The sequence below is a fragment of the Candidatus Blochmannia vicinus genome, assembly GCF_023586525.1.
Lineage (GTDB): Bacteria > Pseudomonadota > Gammaproteobacteria > Enterobacterales > Enterobacteriaceae > Blochmanniella > Blochmanniella vicinus.
In genome coordinates this window covers 706978-727613 of sequence record NZ_CP097763.1, presented here as the reverse complement: position 1 = coordinate 727613, position 20636 = coordinate 706978, and the positions used below count along the sequence as shown (strand labels likewise).

At 29.6% G+C, this 20636-nt stretch carries 15 protein-coding genes; 4 read left to right on the top strand and 11 right to left on the bottom strand.

All coding sequences use genetic code 11. The features are described from left to right. Nucleotides 1-511: 511 nt before the first annotated feature. From pmbA to M9408_RS03080, 5 genes are all read right to left on the bottom strand, one after another. Nucleotides 512-1852 (bottom strand): metalloprotease PmbA, encoded by a 1341-nt coding sequence (gene pmbA, locus M9408_RS03100; RefSeq protein ID WP_250257160.1) that lies wholly within the window; start codon nt 1850-1852, stop codon nt 512-514. 282 nt (nt 1853-2134) lie between these two features. Then, complete coding sequence (gene tldD, locus M9408_RS03095; RefSeq protein WP_250257159.1) at nt 2135-3613, bottom strand: metalloprotease TldD; 1479 nt, start codon at nt 3611-3613, stop codon at nt 2135-2137. Between the two features lie 590 nt (nt 3614-4203). Further along, nucleotides 4204-4650, bottom strand: a complete 447-nt coding sequence (gene mreD, locus M9408_RS03090) for a rod shape-determining protein MreD (protein ID WP_250257158.1) — start codon at nt 4648-4650, stop codon at nt 4204-4206. Nucleotides 4651-4716: 66 nt separating this feature from the next. Further along, nucleotides 4717-5535, bottom strand: a complete 819-nt coding sequence (mreC, locus tag M9408_RS03085; protein WP_250257157.1) for a rod shape-determining protein MreC — start codon at nt 5533-5535, stop codon at nt 4717-4719. A gap of 117 nt (nt 5536-5652) precedes the next feature. After that, nucleotides 5653-6696, bottom strand: a complete 1044-nt coding sequence (locus tag M9408_RS03080) for a rod shape-determining protein (RefSeq protein ID WP_250236669.1) — start codon at nt 6694-6696, stop codon at nt 5653-5655. 696 nt (nt 6697-7392) lie between these two features. Here M9408_RS03080 and aroQ point away from each other — a divergent pair. The 3 genes from aroQ to accC are packed head-to-tail and all read left to right on the top strand — an operon-like array spanning nt 7393 to nt 9693. Continuing rightward, entirely contained in the window at nt 7393-7851 is a 459-nt protein-coding gene (aroQ, locus tag M9408_RS03075) for a type II 3-dehydroquinate dehydratase (RefSeq protein WP_250257156.1), read from the top strand. Nucleotides 7852-7871: 20 nt separating this feature from the next. Next, nucleotides 7872-8327: an acetyl-CoA carboxylase biotin carboxyl carrier protein gene (accB, locus tag M9408_RS03070; RefSeq protein ID WP_250257155.1), complete on the top strand. Its 456-nt coding sequence runs from the start codon at nt 7872-7874 to the stop codon at nt 8325-8327. Nucleotides 8328-8337: 10 nt separating this feature from the next. After that, nucleotides 8338-9693 carry an acetyl-CoA carboxylase biotin carboxylase subunit gene (accC, locus tag M9408_RS03065; RefSeq protein WP_250257154.1) on the top strand — a complete coding sequence of 452 codons (1356 nt, stop codon included), beginning with the start codon at nt 8338-8340 and terminating at the stop codon, nt 9691-9693. 157 nt (nt 9694-9850) lie between these two features. Here accC and gmhB read toward each other — a convergent pair whose 3' ends face one another. Further along, on the bottom strand, nt 9851-10423 hold the full coding sequence (gene gmhB, locus M9408_RS03060; protein WP_250236665.1) for a D-glycero-beta-D-manno-heptose 1,7-bisphosphate 7-phosphatase: 573 nt from the start codon (nt 10421-10423) through the stop codon (nt 9851-9853). A 293-nt stretch (nt 10424-10716) separates the two neighbouring features. On the opposite strand from gmhB, the gene M9408_RS03055 reads away from it, so the two are divergent. After that, on the top strand, nt 10717-12453 hold the full coding sequence (locus M9408_RS03055) for a proline--tRNA ligase (protein WP_250257153.1): 1737 nt from the start codon (nt 10717-10719) through the stop codon (nt 12451-12453). Nucleotides 12454-12646: 193 nt separating this feature from the next. On the opposite strand, the gene tilS is transcribed toward M9408_RS03055, so the two are convergent. The 5 genes from tilS to lpxB all read right to left on the bottom strand — a co-directional run bounded on the left by tilS (nt 12647) and on the right by lpxB (nt 20636). Continuing rightward, on the bottom strand, nt 12647-14182 hold the full coding sequence (gene tilS / locus M9408_RS03050) for a tRNA lysidine(34) synthetase TilS (RefSeq protein ID WP_250257152.1): 1536 nt from the start codon (nt 14180-14182) through the stop codon (nt 12647-12649). Between the two features lie 143 nt (nt 14183-14325). After that, on the bottom strand, nt 14326-15285 hold the full coding sequence (gene accA / locus M9408_RS03045) for an acetyl-CoA carboxylase carboxyl transferase subunit alpha (protein WP_250257151.1): 960 nt from the start codon (nt 15283-15285) through the stop codon (nt 14326-14328). A gap of 18 nt (nt 15286-15303) precedes the next feature. Continuing rightward, the gene (gene dnaE / locus M9408_RS03040) at nt 15304-18792 is read right to left on the bottom strand and encodes a DNA polymerase III subunit alpha (protein WP_250257150.1); all 3489 of its coding nucleotides are present in this window, start codon (nt 18790-18792) and stop codon (nt 15304-15306) included. Between the two features lie 55 nt (nt 18793-18847). After that, nucleotides 18848-19456: a ribonuclease HII gene (gene rnhB / locus M9408_RS03035; RefSeq protein ID WP_250257149.1), complete on the bottom strand. Its 609-nt coding sequence runs from the start codon at nt 19454-19456 to the stop codon at nt 18848-18850. Between the two features lie 37 nt (nt 19457-19493). After that, on the bottom strand, nt 19494-20636 hold the full coding sequence (lpxB, locus tag M9408_RS03030; RefSeq protein WP_250257489.1) for a lipid-A-disaccharide synthase: 1143 nt from the start codon (nt 20634-20636) through the stop codon (nt 19494-19496).

Genomic DNA, 20636 nt, shown 5'->3' with positions numbered 1-20636 from the left:
GAAACTAATAATAGTTATTCAGGAATATTTATTTATAATGATCTTAGATGTATAGTTATACAGAATTAATAACTATAAGAGGTAAGTAATTTTTTAATATGTTAGTCATTGTGTTACTTAATTTTTGGTAATCTTTTATTAATAAAAGATATGTGAATATTTCATGTTTATAATATAGATAATTGTGAGTATATAAATACTGATAGTGTTTTTTATCTTTATATAGTACCAGAAGAGCTATTATGTTTAATTTGAAAAATTGCTTGGATATTTTGTCTTGAAGAAGATGTAGTAATCATTTATTAAATTGATGTAATATTATTTTATTTATATTTACACCTTAAATTAAATAGTATAATCAAGATTGATTTTATTTATATTTTTTATATAAAAAGCACAATATATTATATTTGCATACGGACTCCAGATGCCCTATGTACAAAAGTTGACGTGTGTAGTTTAATGATATGATCTGTGCAATAATAAAAACGTACGTGCAATAATTTATTTTTTAAGACCCTGCTATCTTCATGGAAGATATTAAAACAGACCCACAATGAATATGTCCCCTTTTTTCAGTATCACATCCAATAGCAACAATATTATAAAACATTTCTTTTAAATTTCCAGCGATAGTAATTTCATTTACTGGATATTGAATATTTCCGTTTTCTACCCAAAATCCAGATACTCCTCGTGAATAATTTCCGGTAATAACATTAATTCCTTGCCCCATTATACTAGTGACAATCAGCCCACGATGCATATTTTTTATTAACTCTATAAAACTTAAATTTTTATAACTAACATACCAATTATAAATACCATCAGCATGCCCAGTGGTTTTCAGGCCTATTCTACGAGCAGAATAACTATTTAAAATCCAACTATTTAACACCCCATTTTCTACGATAGTGCGATCTAGCGTTTGTACTCCTTCGCTGTCAAACGGAGCGGAACCTAATCCTTTTAGGATATGTGGATGTTCTTTGATCGATATCCAAGAAGGGAAAATTTTTTTTTTCAAACAATTTAATAAGAAAGTGGATTTTTGATATACATTATTTCCGCAAATAGCCTCTGCTAAATGATTAAATAGACTCGTTGCTATTTCAGCGGAAAACAATACTGGAGATTCTGTTGTTTTAATTTTTTTTGCATTTAAATGATCTAATGCTCGTTGAGCACATTCTTGTCCAACCCATTCTGCTGACCGTAAATCATTGAATGAACGGCTTAATGTATATGCGTAATTTTGTTCCATAATACCATTACTTGACGCAACTACACTACAACATAAAGAATGCTGGCTACTGGTATAACTTTGTAACATACCATGACTATTCCCAAATACTTTAGTAGTAAAATGGCTGTTAAATCTACTTCCTTCAGTAGAAATAATGCGTTTATCATAGTTTAATGCCGTTTGTTCTGCTGTAGACGCTAAATCTGCGCCTAATTTAGTATCTAAATTAATGGGATGAAACAGATCAAGATTCATGGGATTGAATGCTAATAATTCTTTATCGGCAATACCAGAATACGGATCTGGAGAGGTATAGCATGCTATATTCGCTGCAGATTCAATAGTACGGATTATTGATTTTTCATGTAAATCATTGGAAAGAGCAGTTCCTTTTCGTTTTTGACGAAACATAGTTATATCTAAGATGTTATGACTATTAAATTCTACATTCTCAAGTTTTTCGTAACGAGTGCTAACTGTAATTCCTGTGGTTTTAATGACTGATACTTCTACTTCTTTTGAATATGCATGCGCTATATTTAAGGCTTGATTTACTACGTTTTCTAGAAAGCTACGTTGTTTTATTATATCATTCATCATATCCATACCTTTCCCCTGTAGAAATAATTCTTCATCACAATAGATCTACGGAAGATAGACTATGTAACAAATATTAAGTGTTGGTATAATTTTATATCATTATTTTTTAAATCAAACACATAAGCAACCTTAATAACGTCAAAAACAATATTTTTTTACGATTAATGTAAAATTTATTAAACGAGATTTGGTATTATAGAATTATAAATAAAATGTATATTTTACATCAAACTTTATGTATATATATATTTCGTTAGTTACCACTAATAATTAAATAATATATATTAACTAATTGGTCCCTCCGACAGTAATTTTATTTAATTTTATTGTCGGTTGACCTACGCCAACTGGTATACTTTGTCCATTTTTTATACATGTCCCCACTCCTTTATCTAAGGATAAATCATTTCCAACCATAGAAATATTTTTCATTATTTCTATTCCTGATCCTATTAATGTGGCCCCTTTTATAGATTTTGTGATATGACCTTTTTCAATTAAAAAAGCTTCAGATGCAGAAAATACAAATTTACCTGATGTAATATCTACTTGTCCCCCATCGAAATTCGAAGCATATACTCCATAATCCACACTGTTAATAATTTCTTCAGGCGTTGATTGACCTGCTAACATATAGGTATTAGTCATTCGTGGCATAGGCAAAGTAGCATAAGATTGACGTCTACCGTTTCCTGTTGGGTTGCATCCCATTAATTTAGCATTTAATTTATCTTGCATATATCCTATCAAAATACCATTTTTAATTAAAATATTATATTGGCCAGGAACTCCTTCATCATCAATAGTTAAGGACCCTCGTAATTCTTTTAGTGTTGCATCATCTACTATTGTACATAATTCAGAGGCTACTATATTTCCAATTTTGTTAGTAAATACAGAGCTGCCTCGTCTATTAAAATCTCCTTCTAGACCATGTCCTACTGCTTCATGTAATAAAATACCGGGCCAACCTGAACCTAAAACTACTGTCATAACTCCTGCTGGAGCTGCTATAGATTCAAGATTAATTAGCCCCATTCGGACAGCATCTTTTGCCCAATGATCAGCTTTCGTTTCTCCCTCTATAATAGAGTTAAAAAAATCGTATCCAAATCTTCCGCCACCACCACTTATTCCTTGTTCTCGTTTTCCATTTTGTTCTACTTGTACTAATATAGATAAACGCACTAATGGCCGAATGTCAGCGGCTAAAGTACCATCTGTAGCTGTCACTAAAATTTGTTCATAAACACCTGATAAATTGGCACTAACTTGTTTTACTCTAGAATCGGCAGTTCGAGCTATTTTATCTATTCTCATTAATAGTTCAATTTTTTCTTCTTTAGATACGTTAGATAACGGGTTTATATAAGAATACATGAGCGGGTGATAATATTGATGAGTAGAACGAATATGTTTATTTTTGGTAGGAGCAACAATAACGGTGTTATTACGATGACGTTCATTGGTAATGCTGGTAGCAGCTTTCATGCTGCAGATCAATGCATCTAAATTTAATTGATCGGTGTAAGCAAATCCTGTTTTCTCACCTGTAATCACTCGTATGCCGGCGCCTTGATCTATGGCATAAGATCCAGATTTTATAATACTATCTTCAAGAGTCCATGTTTCGTGAAGACGCGATTGAAAATAAAGATCCGCATAGTCTACTTGAAATTTTTCTGTCATATTTAATAGATATGACAGATCATTATGTTGCAGTTTATTGGGTATAAGTAATTGTTCGCTAACAAGGTCTAAATTCATATAATTCCTATTGATATTTTTGGATTAATATCTTATATAAGCACAATTGATTTATACATTAAAAGTTTAAATTATTGTAATTTTATACCAATTTTTAGAATAAATTTTTATTAAATATGAATTTTTAATTTTAAATTTTCTATTTATTTTATGAATTCAACTAAAATGTTCAAATATTTTAGTTTTATATCAATTGGGATATATCTCATTTTTTATTGAAATAGAAACACGGCTCTCATTATACAGTATTTTTTCTGGATTAAATAATATTTTTAAAAAATATTATTTGTTATGATTAAATATATACATGCATATATTTAATCAATTTAAATTAATGTTTTAAATCATTAATATTTATAACTTGATATGTTAATTTAAAATTTATATTGATTAATTTCAAGGACTGTTTATTTATAACAAGGATTTGGTATTTAGTTACTCTTAATGATAATTAAGATAGTATTTCAATTAGTATTATTGTTTATTAACAGTTAATTTATCAAAATTTAGGTAATTAAAGTCTATTTTTATTTAAAAGTATATAATTAATTCGATAATTTTGTTAATTTTTATAAATTATTAGTGATACATTAATTCCGATGAATTTTGCGCATCAAAAAAACTAAAAATGGCCATGATCCACCGTCTAATAAGCAATTCCAAAATATTTCTGGTGCACTAAATACTTTAATCATTAAAAATTTTACCAGAAATATAATACCTTGATTAATAAATGAAAGAAATGTAACAATAAAAGATTGTTGCCAAATAGATATATATTTAAAGAAATAAATGTTTCGTGTTGCTAAATATGTAAGTATGCTTAAAGACAAAGAATGTATCCCTAAAGTAGATCCCAAGACGATATCTGTTATTAATCCCAAAATAAATCCAGTACCTATGTTTATTTGATTTGGAAGTATTGTGATCCAATAAATTAATAATATCATTATCCAAGACGGTTGTATCCACCATATTTGTGGGAAAAAAGGAATAATTTGTAACGTAATTGCAACTATAAAGGAACTATACACCATCCATAGTTTATAACTATAAAATTTATGCATTACTTTTATTTTAATATTTTTAGATCTAATGTTTTATTACTGTTTCCAAATTAATATTGCATAACGTAAGCATTGTAATTTAACTGTTGGGTACGCTCGAATGATAGTAAAATCTTTCTCTGGCTTTACCGTTATATTGGATACTATTGCTACTGGATATCCTTCTGGGAATCGACCATCTAATCCAGATGTTACCAATGTATCTCCGATGCATACGTCGAGATTTCCTGGGTATTCTGCACGTAAATCTGTATTATATCCGCAACCCATTAAAATAAAGCGTATATTGTTTCGTTTTATTTGTACAGGTAAAGCATGTGCAGGATTACAAATTAACATAACGCGGCTACTAAATGTATTAGTAGAAACTACTTGTCCTATTATTCCCGTATCAGTGATAACTGGTTGTCCTATATATACATCATCATTCGTTCCTTGACTTATAAGAATTTGATTGTCATATGGATCTGTGTTAACAAAAAGAATTTTGGTAATTACTTTTCGTTTATTATAACATAACGGAGAGTGAAGTAACTCACGTAATTTTTTGTTTTCTTGTTTGTATTGATCTATTAATAATAACTCACTGTTCTTTAAAAATAATTCTTGACGTAATGTATGATTTTCTAATATTAATTTATTAGATTCTTCTAATATTTTTGAAGCATAATCAAATATATAGCGTGGTTTATCGCATAAGAAATAAAATAAATAAATAAAATTTTCTATGTAGTTTTTAAATCGAGGGAACATATTTAATTTTCCATCAGCAATAATTATGATAATAGACATGATGATTGCTAAAAATAAACGTAACTCTAAATAAGGAAATTTATTACTTATAGCTCTATACATAAGATTTCATACCTTAGCTCTAACGACATGTATTAAATATATTTACAAAAGAAATATAATTTTTCATTCATATGATTTTATCAACCGTAAAATATATAATTCTTTCATAGCGCTAAATTATTCCTCACTAAATAAATCTCGACCATGTACATCGATCATATCAAGAGCCTTACCGCCGCCTCGTGCAACACAAGTAAGTGGATCTTCTGCTATTACTACAGGAATACTGGTTTCTTTTATTAATAGACGATCGATATTTTTTAATAATGCTCCTCCGCCAGTTAATACCATACCGTATTCAGAAATGTCAGATGCTAATTCTGGCGGACATTGTTCTAATGCTGCCATAACTGCGCTAACAATACCAGTTAACGGTTCTTGTAATGCTTCTAAAATTTCGTTGTTATTTAATACAAAACTCCGTGGTATACCTTCTGCTAAATTTCGTCCACGTACTTTTATTTCACGTAGTTCATCGTCTAAATATGCAGAACCTATAGTATGTTTTATTCTTTCTGAGGTTACTTCTCCAATTAAGGAACCGTAATGGCGTCGTACATAACTAATGATTGCTTCATCAAATCGGTCACCTCCAATCCTAACGGACGATGAATATACCACTCCGTTAAGTGAAATTACTGCGACTTCGGTAGTGCCTCCTCCAATATCTACTACCATCGATCCAGTAGCTTCTGATACCGGTAATCCTGCCCCAATAGCTGCAGCCATAGGTTCTTCTATTAAAAAAACTTCACGCGCTCCTGCTCCTTGTGCAGATTCACGTATAGCTCTACGTTCAACTTGTGTCGCGCCGACCGGGACACAGACCAATACTCTAGGACTAGGCCTCATGAAACTATTACTGTGCACCTGTTTGATAAAATGTTGTAACATTTTTTCAGTAATAAAAAAGTCAGCTATTACTCCGTCTTTCATAGGACGAATAGCTGCAATGTTTCCTGGGGTGCGTCCTAACATCTGTTTAGCTGCATATCCAACAGCAGCTACACTTTTAGGCATTCCTCCACGATCTTGTCTAATAGCAACAACAGAGGGTTCATTTAAAACAATACCTTGGCCTTTTAAATAGATAAGAGTATTAGCAGTTCCAAGATCAATAGATAGATCACTAGAAAATATACCACGGAATTTTTTAAACATAATAATTGCAAATAATGTTATTAAGTTTTTTTAAATTGTCCATTTGTACAAAGTCTCCTGAAGGATGATGAAAACAAAATAGCCATACAATACTGATAAATATATTTTATGATTTCGTATATAGGGGTATTACATATTATTCAATTTTTTATTTGTTTAAGTATTATGGATAAATATCAGTTATATTGAAATGTGCCATGTTATATGTAATGAACACGTACTACATAATAAATATAATTACATATATATGTATTGTAAATTATGCTGCATAATATTTACAATAGTGTATTAATATTAATTTTAATATATATTAGCTGCAATTAGGATAAGACAACGACTAGTATATATTGAAAATAGTATAGCTTAAGATTATAATCAACGGGATTTTAAAGAATAAGTTTTATTCATGTCATATAATTATATGATAAATGTCATTGTAATTTGATAAACAGTTAAGAATTGATGATCCGTTAATATGTTTGTTAGCGTTGTTAGTATTGTAGTTGTAATACAGCAGATTAAAAATTATTTGATTATATAATAACAATTCTTTCTATAGTACCATTTATGAATAATTGAAAAATAATTTCATATTATATGAATGAACGTTAATTCAAAGTTGCGTATAATATAATTGGTTGCATTAGTTGTGATAATGTATTTTATGTCTATATTTAGTGAGGATATGTGAGTGTAATGGTGAGTAAATTTCGTATTTTGTTAATAAATGGACCCAATCTAAATTTATTAGGAATACGTGAACCACGTATATATGGAGATGAAACTTTATCTGATATTATAGCAAGTTTGTATAAAACATCTAACTCTTTAGGTATGCATATGGATCATTTTCAATCCAATGCAGAACATGAATTGATTAATTATGTACATAAAGGTTTTAATAATGTAGATTTTATAATAATAAATCCTGCAGCTTTTACTCATACCAGCGTAGCGTTACGAGATGCATTTTTGTCTGTAAATATCGCTTTTATAGAAATTCATCTTTCTAACATATATACAAGAGAAAAATTCCGATATCATTCATATTTATCTGATATTGCTCTTGGGGTCATTTGTGGATTTGGAGCAGATGGATATCATTTTGCTTTACATATGGCGTATAAATATTTATCTAAAAAGATTAATAAATAACGTATCAACATAGGTTTTCTATGGATATTCGTAAAATTAAAAAATTAATTGCGTTGGTTGAATCATCTAATGTTTCCAAATTAGAGATTTGTGAAGGAAACAAAATAGTGCGTATTACTCGTTTTGCATCTACCATATCATCTTCTTCAACGTGTTTACCTATTGCAAAGAATTCAGAAAAATCAGTATGTACTTCAGATATAGAAGCTAACTACAACAAAGATATTAAATTAATAGACAACGGACATGTTATACGTTCTCCAATGGTAGGTATTTTTTATATTACTCCTAGTTCAGATTCTAATCCATTTATATCAATAGGACAGACAGTTGAAGTTGGAGATACTTTATGTATTGTTGAAGCCATGAAAGTTATGAATCAAATTCAATCAGATAAATCAGGTATAGTAAAAGCAATTTTACTTGACAATGGTCAACCAGTTGAATTTAATGAACCGTTACTTATCATCGAATAACGAGAATAAAATGTTAGAGAAAATTGTCATTGCAAATCGAGGAGAAATAGCACTGCGCATCTTACGTGCGTGTAAGGAATTAGGAATAAAGACGGTGGCTGTATATTCAACTATAGATCGTGATTTAAAACATGTGCTTTTAGCAGATGAAACTATTTGTATAGGCCCTCCGCCTGCAATGTATAGTTATTTAAATATTCCAGCTATTATTTCAGCTGCAGAAATTACTGGATCATCGGGAATTCATCCTGGTTATGGATTTTTGTCAGAAGATGCTAATTTTGCAGAACAAGTAGAGCGTTCCGGTTTTGTTTTTATCGGGCCATGTGCAGAAACTATTCGTTTAATGGGAAATAAAATATCTGCTATAGATATTATGAAAAAATCAGGAATAATGACTGTTCCAGGTTGGAGTTATGAACTTAATAAGAATATAAATGATAACGTTTCTAATTTTTCATATCAGAATTTACATATTAATTATCCAATTATTATAAAATCTGCTTATGGAGGAGGAGGCCGCGGAATGTGTGTAGTTAGAAAGGAATCAGATTTACAGAATGCTATACGTATGATGCGATCAGAATCAAAAAATATATTTAATAATGATACTATTTATTTAGAGAAATATTTGGAAAATCCAAGACATATAGAGATACAGATTTTATCTGATGGCAAAGGAAATATAATTTATTTGACAGAACGTGATTGTTCTATACAAAGGAGATGTCAAAAAATAGTAGAGGAAACTCCTGCATTAGGTATTAACTCTGAAATGCGACAATATATAGGAGAAAGTTGCGTGCAGGTTTGTTATAATATTGGATATCGGGGAGTAGGTACATTTGAGTTTTTATATGAAAATGATGAATTCTTTTTCATAGAAATGAATACTCGTATTCAAGTTGAACATCCGATTACAGAAATGGTTACTGGAATAGATCTCATTAAAGAGCAATTAAAAATTGCTTCTGGGTATTCGTTAGATATTAAACAACATACTGTTAAATCCGTAGGACATGCTATAGAATGTCGTATAAATGCTGAAGATTCTCATAGTTTTGTACCTAGTTCGGGACGAATTACTAGGTTTCATGCGCCTGGAGGATTAGGTGTACGCTGGGAATCTCATATTTATTCTGGATACTCAGTGCCGTCTTATTATGATTCAATGATAGGAAAATTAATTTGCTTTGGAGAAACGCGCGATATAGCCGTTGCTCGTATGAAAAATGCATTATCAGAATTAATTATTGATGGTATTAATACTAATATTGAATTACAATTGAGAATTGTGACTGACGAAGTATTTCAAAAAGGTAATAATATAAACGTTCATTATTTAGAAAATAAATTAAATATATAGATAGATATGAGATCAGTAAGATATAGTCTATGTAAGTAAATATTGGTTTTAATTGTAAATAAAGAAGGATGTGTGTTATCCATTGAGTCTTTGAGTGTAGAGGATAATATAATTAAATAAATCAAATAAAATACTAAGAAAGGGATTATAAACTGGGTTATATTATTTTTATATTTTTATGTATTCTTATTATGTTAGGTAGGAATGCTAAGCTCTCTATGATCCAGGTTGCAATACTTTTTTCGGGTCTTTTCTTTGTTTCTTTTCCGCTGCATACCAATACGTTGGTCCCAATACCTGCTGATTGTCCTGCTAACATATCGTTTTCAGTGTCTCCTACCATATAAGAATTAGTCATATTGATATTAAAACGTTGTTTTGCATCTAATAACATGCCTGGGTTAGGCTTGCGGCATAAACAGGTCTGTTTAAACTTTTTTACTATTCCTTTTGAATGATGCGGGCAAAAATAAATAGCGTCTATATGTACATGACATAATTTCAGATAAAAAATCATCCATTTTGTCAACAATAAGAAGTCGTTTTTAGTAAATAAACCCCGTGCTATTCCAGATTGGTTAGTGACTATAATTAAAAAAAAATTCATTTTTTTTAAAATTATCATTGCATCTATAACATTTTCAATGAAAAAAAAATTATTAATATTATGCACATAACTTTTATCTACATTAATTGTACCGTCTCGGTCCATAAATATAGCATTATTCATATTCATGTTGTATATATATTGTGTAGTTACAAATGTGTATCTAATAAATATTGTTAAAAAATTTATATTATTCTAATTCTAACGTATAATCATGTATTCTACTTTAGATTGATGGGCAACATGATATGGTATACAAATATTTTACTTTTATTACAAGTATATTGTTATATTTATCTTATAAAATAGTAAAATTTTATAACCAAACGTTATGGTATATATATAAATATATTAAATTTTTTATTATTTGTTGTTATTAATAATGATAATAAAATCTTTCATATTAGGCAATGATAATGCGTACCAGTCAATATTTATTAGCTACTCTTAAAGAAGCACCTAAAAGTTGTAAAGCAATTAGTCACCAATTAATGTTACGAGCTGGATTAATTCGTCAAGTGTCATCTGGTCTTTATACTTGGTTGCCAACTGGACTACGTGTATTACGAAGAATAGAAAATATTATTCGAGAAGAAATGAGTAAAATTGGTGCCATTGAAATATCTATGCCAATAGTTCAACCCGCAAAATTATGGAAAAAAAGCGGTCGTTGGATAGAGTACGGCACAGAATTATTACGTTTTAAAAATCGTAATCACCGAGAATTTGTATTAAGTCCAACTCATGAGGAAATGATTTCTGAAATTATTTGTAAAGAAATAATGTTTTATAAACAGTTTCCATTAAATGTATATCAAATTCATACTAAGTATCGAGATGAAGCGCGTCCTAGAGCTGGAATAATACGTGCTAGAGAATTTATTATGAAAGATGGATATTCTTTTCATGTAAGTCAAGAATCCCTTCAAAGTACATATAATAACATGTACCAAATATATCATACTATTTTTAATCGAATTGGATTAAGTTTTTGTGTTGTTCAAGCTGAATCTGGCAGGATCGGAGGAAGATTATCTCATGAGTTTCAGGCATATTCTGAAAATGGTGAAGATAATATAGCAGTACCTATAATACTGAACAATTCAGGTGATTTTAAGCTAAAGGGTAATGCTTCTCCTATTAAAATACAAGCAAAAATAGCTATAGAAACTATGCGGTTAATAGAAGCTCCTCATGTCAGATCTGTAGAAGAATTAATCAATCAATTTGATTTGTCTATACATCAAGTTGTAAAAACGATAATTGTACGTGTTAAAAATAAATATGTAAATAATTCTTGTTCTTTGTTAGGATTAGTAATTCGAGCTGATCATCAGATTAGTTCTAAAAAAGTTGCGATGATTCCAGAAATATCAATTCCTTTATCTTATATAGATCCAAAAGATATTCATGTACTTACTGGGGCGCATCCCAATTTATTGGGACCGATTAATTTATCTATACCATATATTGTAGATTACAATGTAGCTATAATGAGTGATTTTGTCGCTGGATCCGACGTGAGCGGTAAATATTTTTTTGGAGTTAATTGGAATCGTGATATACCTCTTCCAAAAGTAGCAGATTTACATGTAGTATCTCCTAATAATTTATATGTTAATGATGATAATATGTTATTGATTCATAACTGTATTGAGATAGGCCATATTTTTCAATTAGGACAAAAATACTCAAAATTAGGTCTCAATTATATAAAAAAAAATAATAAACATAATTTAATAGTAGAAATGGGTTGTTATGGGATAGGGATTACTCGTATTATTGCTGTGATTATTGAACAAAATCATGATAAAAACGGAATTTTATGGCCAGATGCTATAGCTCCATTTAGGTTAGCGATTATACCGATTGATATGCACCGTTCTGTTAATGTAAGAAATATTACAGAAAAAATTTATAAGCAACTTTTATTTGCTATAGGGGCGGATATATTAGTGGATGATCGAAAAGAATATCCAGGAACAATGTTTGCTGATATAGATTTGATTGGAATACCACATGTTATCATTATTAGTGATCGTTGTTTAGTTAATCAAGAAGTAGAATATAAATACCGTAAAAAAAATGAGATTAAAAAAATTAAACTTGAAACATTAATACAATATATGGTTAAAAAAATTGTTTGCTCATGAATTTTTTATGAAGTCTTAATAAGAAAGTAGTATTTGTGTTGAAATTAAATTTTTAATCAATATTAAAGAAACATGTATACATGATACTGGTAATTTAGGTTATATCCGGTAATTTATATTTTTAATAAATAAATAAGTTTTAGTATTCTGTGTTTAGGATTTATTATTTTCATTATAATAGTAATAATTCATCTTATTTAAGATAGTAACTGATACTATTCCTAAAAATTTTATAAGAAACAATGTCTTCTTGTAACCAAGATATTTTCCATAATACAGTATTATTTTTGTTTGCAATATTTCCGTTTTTAGTAATGAATACCCCTATGGCAGTGATTAAGGTTTTATTATAAAACAATAAAGGAATGCGACTTCTTAACCATGGAGGTATTTTTAATTCTTGCCAAATTTTTTTTAAACACCGACCATGATTTCTACCTATAATATGTAATAATCCGTCTATATGTCCAAAAATAATTGATATTTCTTCATCAGATTTTGGAGCTTGAACAAAACAATGTGTTAATATTTTTTTAGAGTTTTCAAGAGTATTAGAAGTATTTAATGGAAAATTTATGTTTGAATGAGGCTCCAATATATTTTTAGATAAAGATTTATTAATTTCTAATGGTTGATATACTAACGTGCCTAAGTTATGTGGTAGTAGTATTGTGTTATGTATTATTTTCCAAGATAATTTAATTTTATTTAAAGAATATTTCATACTTATTGGTAAAATATATAACTTTTCTCGAAAGCGACGACATAAGCATGTATCTAATTGTAATATTGGAGTCGCATCTTTTCGGCTTAATACTACTTCTTTCCAAATGCGATTTATAAGTTGATAAGAAGGCATGTTTATAGAAAAATTAGCTAACCAACGACGTAGTAAAGCTTGCCTTTTTGGTATACTGCATCTGAATAATGGTCTAAATAATAAAGAAGAATCTGATATGTCAATTAATTTCTGCAAAAATTCTGACAACAATTCATTTAATAAATTTTCTTGATCTCTACACAATTGTGCTGTACGAGCAACAACTTGATTAAAATGAGGCCAACGTTGATATAGTGATGGTAAAATTTTTATACGTAAAAAATTACGGTCAAAACGCATATCAGTATTAGTGTCGTCTTCAATCCAAGTAAGGTTTTTTTTATAAGCATATATTTCTAATTGTTCACGAGAACAACCTAATAAAGGCCTTAATAATTTATGTTTATTAGCATATACAGCATTTTTGGCTATTCCACTTAACCCAGCCGGACCACTTCCTCTTTTTAATGCAAGGAATAAACTTTCTACTTGATCGTTCATGTGATGTGCAGTTAAAAGTGTTTCTTCTGAATTTAAATGATTATATAAATTTTTATAACGAAGATTTCGTGCTAATGCTTCTATATTTCGTTGTTTATTTTCTGAACTATAACAATTAATATAAATTATAGAAAAAGGTATGTTTCGTTTTTTACATTGTTCAGAGCAATGGTTGGCCCAATTGTTAGCAGAATTACTAATACCATGATGTACATAAATCGCTCTAAAAATTAGTGGAGACGACGTTAAGTTGTTAGTACTGTTTTTTAATGTTGTTAAAATATCTAGAAGTACTGTAGAATCTAGACCTCCACTGTAAGATAACAGTAATTTTTTATGCCCTATAAGACAATTAGTTACTTTATGATATAGTTCATAACTTTCTGGAAATATATTTATTGCAAACATAATTTTTATTAATATAGATTATATAAAATAGTGGTGATTTAATAAATCTAATAATGTGAATATATTAAACATTTAATATCTGATTAATAGTGTATATATTATGTATATGTATAATCATTTTTAACGGTGTTATTATTTAAAAATTAGCAATATCCGTAATGCATTAATCTATCATATCGTCGATTTAATAAGTCTTTTTCTTTAAAAGAATCTAATTCGGTTAAATCTAATAATAATTGTGTTTTTAATGAAATAGATGTAGCTAGTATATCTCTATGCGCCCCTCCTAATGGTTCAGGGATCACACTGTCGATTAGTTTAAGTTCTTTTAGTCGGAAAGCAGTAATACCCATTGCTTCGGCAGCAATAGGGGCTTTTTTAACATTTTTCCATAAGATCGATGCGCATCCTTCTGGGGAAATTACAGAATATGTACTGTATTGCAACATATTTACTTTATCTCCAATACTGATGGCTAGAGCTCCTCCAGACCCGCCTTCTCCGATTACAGTACAAATAATTGGTATTTTTAATATTGACATTGTACGTAAATTTTTAGCTATTGCTGCAGACTGGCCGCGTTTTTCTGCTCCTATTCCAGGATAGGCGCCTGGGGTGTCTATAAAAGTAATGAGGGGGATTTTAAATCGTTCTGCCATTTTCATAATACGTAGCGCTTTTCGATACCCTTCTGGGGCAGGCATACCAAAGTTTCGTTTAATTTTTTCTTTAGTATCGCGACCTTTTTGATGTCCAATAATCATGACGGGACGAGAATCGAGCCTTGCTATTCCTCCTATAATAGCTTTATCATCTGCATACACTCTATCACCAGATAATTCATCAAAATCATTAAATATATGTTCTATGTAATCTAAGCTATATGGACGGTTGGGATGTCGTGCTAGCTGGGCAATTTGCCAAGAATTTAAGTTAGAAAAAATTTTTTGAGTAAGATCAATTTTTTTTGAACGAAGACGGTTAATCTCTTCATTAATATTTATTTCTAATTTTTTATTTGGATGTGCTATAGATTCTAAAGAATTAATTTTTTCTTCTAAATCTAGAAGAGGTTTTTCAAAATCAATGAAATTTAAACCCATAAGATTCCTGTTCTTAAGTTAATGTAATTCTAATTTGATTTGTTTATCTCCAACAAGATTACGTAGATCATTTAGTAATTGATTAGTTAGGGTAATATACCATGTTTCCCCACAATGTAATCTTATTTGTATGCCATTTTTTTGATAAAAAAAATATATTGGTAAAGTTCCAAATTTATTTTTTTTTAAAAAAATACGGATATTAGTTAATAATTGGTCATCAACTTGTTTATCATTTAATGTAATAGATAAACTGCGCGCATGTTTTTTATAAATATCATTTATATCTTTTAATCTTTGTACGATTATTTTAAAACGGTTGTGTATCTTATCAATACTTGTTATTCCTGTAACAAATAAAAAATTGTTTTCTTTTAAACAATATTGATATTTATTAATTAATTTGTCAAATATCATTATTTCTAATCGGCCTGAATAATCTTCTATAATACAAAATACAATATGTTTACTTTGTTTATTTAATTTTGTTCTCATTGATATAATTAAACCAAAAACATGTATAACTTTATTATTTTTTTCTAGCAAAACATCTTTTATTTTGACGGAATTAGGTATACAGTGTTTTATCATTCTTGTGTATTCAACAGTAGGATGATTAGTCAAATATAACCCAAGAGTTTCTTTTTCTTTTTTTAGTAACAATTGACTAGACCACTGCGGTATGGTTTGACTATGTGCAGATACTGTCTTAGGACTTGTATCTAAATATATTTCGAATATATCTGTTTGTCCGCTATATTTATTTTTAATATTTTGATGTACGTTTTTTAGTACATCATTAAGGGATGCTATTAGTTTTGCGCGATGTATTCCAAAAGAATCAAAGGCTCCAGAGAGAATTAATTTTTCAATTATACGATGATTTATTTTTGTGTTATCAACGCGTATACAGAAATCGAATAATCCTATAAACTCACCATCTTGCTTACGAGATGTTATTATTGCTTCTATAGAAGCTTTTCCTATTCCTTTTATAGCTCCAAATCCATAGACAATTTTTTTATTTTCGTTGACGTAAAAATAATATTGACTAGTATTGATATTTGGTGGTAGGACCGTGAGGTCCATGTTTTTACATTCATTTATTAGATGCGCTATTTTGTTTAAATTGTCCATATCGGAACTTAATGCTGCTGCCATAAATTCAGAAGGATGGTGTGTTTTTAACCATAATGTTTGATAAGATATTAAGGCATATGCGGCAGAATGAGATTTATTAAATCCATAACCAGCAAATTTTTCTACAAGATCAAAAATCTTCGTTGATAATGTAGTATCAACTCCATTTTTTATAGCACCTGAATTGAAAAAAGAACGTTGTTTAGCCATATCTTCTGGTTTTTTTTTACCAATAGCACGTCTTAGTATATCTGCTTGTCCTAGCGTATAGCCTGATAATACTTGTGCTATTTGCATTACTTGTTCTTGATATAGAATAATTCCGTAAGTTGATTCTAATACTGGACGTAGAGATTCATGTTGCCATTTAGAATCAGGATAAGAAATAGTTTCATATCCGTGTTTTCTGTTAATAAAATTATCTACCATACCTGATTGTAATGGCCCAGGTCTAAATAATGCAATTAATGCTATTAAATCTTCAAAACAATCTGGTTTTAATTGTTTAATTAATTCTTTTATACCGTGTGATTCTAGCTGAAATATTGCAGTAGTTTCTGAAGATTGAAGCATATGAAAGCTTTTTTGATCATCTAATGATATTGAATGTATATCAATAGGAGGAATACCATGTTTAAGATGCGTATTATTAATCATTTTTAATGCACGATTAATAATAGTTAAGGTACGCAAACCAAGAAAATCAAATTTTATTAAACCAATACGTTCAATGTCATCTTTATCAAATTGAGTCATTGAGCGCATATTGTCGTTGTCATAATATAAAGGAGAAAAATCGGTAATTTTTGTTGGTGCGATTACCACTCCTCCTGCATGTTTGCTAACGTTTCTAACAATACCTTCTAATTGACGAGCCATATCTATTAGTGTTTTGATATCTTCATTATTCTTATAAAGCAATTTAAGTTGAGGTTCAATAGAGAAAGCTTTTTTAAGTGTTATTCCGGGTTCTAATGGAATTAATTTAGCAATACGATTAATAAATGCGTAAGGATGACCCAATACACGTCCTACATCGCGAACTACTGCTTTAGCTGCCATGGTCCCAAACGTAATGATTTGAGATACAGAATCTAATCCATAAGTTTTTGAGACATGGTCAATTACTGAGTCACGGCGTTCCATACAAAAATCAATATCTAGATCAGGCATAGATATACGTTCTGGATTAAGAAAACGTTCGAACAGTAAATCAAATTTCAGCGGATCAAGTTCTGTAATTTTTAAAGCATAGGCTACTAATGAACTAGCCCCAGATCCTCTTCCGGGGCCTACTGGAATGTCATTGTTTTTAGCCCATTTAATAAATTCCATAACGATTAAAAAATAACTGGGGAAGTCCATATTATTAATTACTTGTAATTCATGTATTAATCGCAAATCATATGGTTTGCGATTAATAAGACGTTCTTCAGATTTTGGAAATAAAAAAATCAAGCGTTCTTCTAATCCCTTTTTTGCGTGCATGATAAGAAAGTCTTTAGCCGACATAGATCCAGTAGGAAATTGTGGTAAAAAAGATTTATCTAAATTAATAGTAAAATTACATCTGTAAGCAATTTCTACACTATTTGTTAAGGATTCTGGTATATCAGAAAACAAGTCACACATCTCTTGTTCATTTTTCATAAATTGCTGTGTACTATATTTGTGCGATTGTTTAGTTTTATCTAGCGTGGTACCATCATGTATCGCTACACGAATTTCGTGTGCTAAAAAATCTTTTTTGTTAAGAAAACGTACATCATTTGTGGCTACTATCGGCAATCCTTTGAGCGTTGATAGTTCTATAGCTAATTGTAAGTAAGATTCTTCATTTTTACGGTCAGTTCGTACCAATTCTAAATAATATCTATTTGGGAAATATTTTGTATAAAACCATATACATTTCTCTATCTGCGATTTTTTATTTTTTAGTAAATATCTGCCAATATCTCCTTTATGTCCTCCAGATAGGATAATTAAACCATTATTATATTCTATGAACCAATGGCGTTTAATCATGGGAGTAATATCATTGCTTTTATTTTTATATGCTTTTGAAATGAGCATAATTAAATTGTAATAACCTTGTTGATTAGTTACTAAACATGTTAACCTGCTAGGTTCGTTACCGATGACGGCATCTTGTACTAAAAAATCAGCCCCAATAATTGGTTTAATGCCTGCTTTATAAGCGTAATCGTAGAATTTGATAAATCCAAATAGATTATTAAAATCAGTAAGAGCTAATGCAGGCATCTTAAGGACTGCTGCTTTTTTTATCAATTTATCTACTGTAGCTAACCCATCAATCATGGAGTAATCGCTATGTACATGTAAATGAATAAAGCGTGGTTTTATCATAGTTCAGAAAATTATAATCAATAATATATATTTGATTTATCTGAATAAAAGTTATTTATTGATGTGAAAAAATTTTATGTTTTATAGGAGCAAAACTTTTTCGATGATGTGATATAGGACCATATAATTCTAATTGATTTAGGTGAAAAGCAGTAGGATATCCTTTGTTTTGAGCGAATCCATATTTTGGATATTGTATATCTAACATAACCATGTCCTGGTCACGAGTAACTTTAGCTATAATAGAAGCTGCGCTTATAATTGGGATTCTAGAATCTCCTTTTTTAAAACACTGATAAGGTGTTTCTACAAACCTTGGAGCATGATTCCCATCTATTAGAATCAAATCTGGTGTGATAGATAAATTTTGTACTGCTCGTTTCATTGCTAATAATCGAGCTTGTAAAATGTTAAAGCGATCAATTTCTGCGACGTTAGCCGATCCAATACCCCAATCTAATGAATTTTGTATAATATTTTTATATAGATTAAATCGCTTATTGTTACTTAATTTTTTAGAATCAGCTAATCCAAAAACTGGTTGTGTTGGGTGTAATATCACGGCTGCAGCTATTACTGATCCAGCTAATGATCCGCATCCTGCTTCATCTACGCCTGCAATTAATTTTGATTTTTTTGATAAATAGTATTTTTGATGTTTCATGAAATTTTTTATACCTATGTGTTTAATAATATTCTTATCACTTAATTAATTTCAAAACAGCATGAGCCGCTCGATCATCTGCATTATATTTAATGCTGTAATGTAATTGTCTAAATTTTTTTAGTAACATCATACGTTGATTGTCATTATAATTTAATACATTAATTAATGTTTGCGCTAAATTTTTAGGGAGACAGTCGTTTTGAATAAATTCTTTTACTAATTCATGCCCTGCTAATAAATTAGGTAATGATATCCAGGGGGTATTTATTAAATATTTAGCTAACATAAACGTTAGAGGATTCATTCGATAAGCGACAACCATTGGACATTTGACTAGCATGCATTCTAAAGTTGCTGTCCCGGCGGTTACCAAAGAAATATCTGCTGCCATTATTATTTCCCATGTTGTTTTGCTATGTAGTATACGATATTTAACCGATTTTGATGCAAACTTAATAAATTGTTTGATAGATACTTGATTAGCTAATGGTACTAAAATTTCGAGACTAGGAAAATGATTTTTTAACAATTCAGCACATGCTAAAAAGTCATGAGTTAACATTTTAATTTCTCTGATTCTACTGCCTGGTAATAATGCTAAACAATATATGTCGCGCGGAATGCCTAATTTTTGACGGGCAGAAGTTTTATCTGGATTGAGTGGTATTTGATCTGCTAATGGATGTCCAATAAATTGACATGGTATATTAAAACGATCGTATATTTTTTTTTCAAATGGGAAAATAGTTAAAATATTATCGGTAGCTTTTTTAAGCGTAAAAATACGGTTTTTTCTCCATGCCCATACTGATGGACTAACATAATGAATTGTATGAATTCCATGTTTTTTCAAACGAGTTTCTAATGAAATATTGAAATCTGGAGAATCAATACCGATAAAAACATCTGGTTGTAAGTTAATAAATCTACGAATTAAATTTCTACGAATATATGCTAATCGTGGTAGTTTCATAATAACTTCAGCGAAGCCCATAACTGATAGTTCTTCTATATTATACCAAGATTTCATATGCGCAGATTGCATACAAGACCCACCAATTCCAAAAAAACATACTTTTTTTAGATGTTTTCTTAATGCTCGAATTAATCCTGCTCCTAACATATCTCCAGAAACTTCTCCTGCTACTATACCTATAATAATAGTGCGATGGCTCAT

Coding starts and splice junctions, on each gene's coding strand:
- pmbA (WP_250257160.1), bottom strand. CDS start 1,852: ATGGATATGATGAATGATATAATAAAACAACGTAGCTTTCTAGAAAAC.
- tldD (WP_250257159.1), bottom strand. CDS start 3,613: ATGAATTTAGACCTTGTTAGCGAACAATTACTTATACCCAATAAACTG.
- mreD (WP_250257158.1), bottom strand. CDS start 4,650: ATGGTGTATAGTTCCTTTATAGTTGCAATTACGTTACAAATTATTCCT.
- mreC (WP_250257157.1), bottom strand. CDS start 5,535: ATGTATAGAGCTATAAGTAATAAATTTCCTTATTTAGAGTTACGTTTA.
- M9408_RS03080 (WP_250236669.1), bottom strand. CDS start 6,696: ATGTTTAAAAAATTCCGTGGTATATTTTCTAGTGATCTATCTATTGAT.
- aroQ (WP_250257156.1), top strand. CDS start 7,393: ATGGTGAGTAAATTTCGTATTTTGTTAATAAATGGACCCAATCTAAAT.
- accB (WP_250257155.1), top strand. CDS start 7,872: ATGGATATTCGTAAAATTAAAAAATTAATTGCGTTGGTTGAATCATCT.
- accC (WP_250257154.1), top strand. CDS start 8,338: ATGTTAGAGAAAATTGTCATTGCAAATCGAGGAGAAATAGCACTGCGC.
- gmhB (WP_250236665.1), bottom strand. CDS start 10,423: ATGAATAATGCTATATTTATGGACCGAGACGGTACAATTAATGTAGAT.
- M9408_RS03055 (WP_250257153.1), top strand. CDS start 10,717: ATGCGTACCAGTCAATATTTATTAGCTACTCTTAAAGAAGCACCTAAA.
- tilS (WP_250257152.1), bottom strand. CDS start 14,182: ATGTTTGCAATAAATATATTTCCAGAAAGTTATGAACTATATCATAAA.
- accA (WP_250257151.1), bottom strand. CDS start 15,285: ATGGGTTTAAATTTCATTGATTTTGAAAAACCTCTTCTAGATTTAGAA.
- dnaE (WP_250257150.1), bottom strand. CDS start 18,792: ATGATAAAACCACGCTTTATTCATTTACATGTACATAGCGATTACTCC.
- rnhB (WP_250257149.1), bottom strand. CDS start 19,456: ATGAAACATCAAAAATACTATTTATCAAAAAAATCAAAATTAATTGCA.
- lpxB (WP_250257489.1), bottom strand. CDS start 20,636: ATGAGCCATCGCACTATTATTATAGGTATAGTAGCAGGAGAAGTTTCT.